At 55.6% G+C, this 1,546-nt stretch carries 1 rRNA gene; it reads right to left on the bottom strand.

The window, feature by feature from the left end:
- Positions 1-6: 6 nt before the first annotated feature.
- Positions 7-1,535 (bottom strand): 16S ribosomal RNA (locus WKT13_RS13300).
- Positions 1,536-1,546 lie beyond the last annotated feature (11 nt).

Here is a 1,546-nt window from a genome sequence, read left to right as displayed (position 1 = left end):
CTCCAGAAAGGAGGTGTTCCAGCCGCACCTTCCGGTACGGCTACCTTGTTACGACTTAGCCCCAATCACCGGTTTCACCCTAGGCCGACCCTCGCGGTCACGGACTTCAGGCGCCCCCGGCTTTCATGGCTTGACGGGCGGTGTGTACAAGGCCCGGGAACGTATTCACCGCGCCATGGCTGATGCGCGATTACTAGCGAATCCAGCTTCGTGGGGTCGGGTTGCAGACCCCAGTCCGAACTGAGAGGCACTTTCTTGATTTGAATGCACTTGCGTACACCCTGCTTTCTGTATGCCCCATTGTAACACGTGTGTAGCCCCGGACGTAAGGGCCGTGCTGATTTGACGTCATCCCCACCTTCCTCACTCCTTGCGGAGGCAGTGTCCGCAGAGTGCCCGGCCGAACCGATGGCAACTACGGAGAGGGGTTGCGCTCGTTATGGCACTTAAGCCGACACCTCACGGCACGAGCTGACGACAACCATGCAGCACCTTCACAGGAGTCCCGAAGGAAAGGACAATCTCTTGTCCATGCACCTGCAATTCAAGCCCGGGTAAGGTTCCTCGCGTATCATCGAATTAAACCACATGTTCCTCCGCTTGTGCGGGCCCCCGTCAATTCCTTTGAGTTTCACCGTTGCCGGCGTACTCCCCAGGTGGGATGCTTAACGCTTTCGCTTGGCCGCAAACCTAAAACGGCTCACAGCGGGCATCCATCGTTTACTGTGCGGACTACCAGGGTATCTAATCCTGTTCGATACCCGCACCTTCGAGCATCAGCGTCAGTAGTGCTGCGGCATGCTGCCTTCGCAATCGGAGTTCTTCGTGATATCTAAGCATTTCACCGCTACACCACGAATTCCGCATACCTTCCGCACACTCAAGTCTCACAGTTCGCGCTGCACGGCCCCGGTTGAGCCGGGACATTTCACAACACGCTTTTGAGACGGCCTACGCTCCCTTTAAACCCAATAAATCCGGATAACGCCCGGACCTTCCGTATTACCGCGGCTGCTGGCACGGAATTAGCCGGTCCTTATTCGTATGGTACATGCAAATGCGTACACGTACGCAACTTTATTCCCATACAAAAGCAGTTTACAACCCATAGGGCCGTCTTCCTGCACGCTACTTGGCTGGTTCAGGCTCTCGCCCATTGACCAATATTCCTCACTGCTGCCTCCCGTAGGAGTTTGGACCGTGTCTCAGTTCCAATGTGGGGGACCTTCCTCTCAGAACCCCTACCGATCGTCGCCACGGTGGGCCGTTACCCCGCCGTCAAGCTAATCGGACGCATCCCCATCCCTTACCGGAAAACCTTTTGTCAAAGCAATATGCATCATTCTGACTGCATCCCGCATTAATCCGCCTTTCGACGGGCTGTGCCGGAGTAAGGGGCAGGTTGGATACGCGTTACTCACCCGTGCGCCGGTCGCCATCAGGAAATGCAAGCATTCCCCATGCTGCCCCACGACTTGCATGTGTTAAGCCTGTAGCTAGCGTTCATCCTGAGCCAGGATCAAACTCTACATTGTAAAATATCTTT

Origin of the sequence: Prevotella sp. HCN-7019, assembly GCF_037890215.1 — a bacterium.
Classification (GTDB): Bacteria; Bacteroidota; Bacteroidia; order Bacteroidales; family Bacteroidaceae; genus Prevotella.
This window is presented reverse-complemented; position numbering and strand designations above follow the sequence as displayed.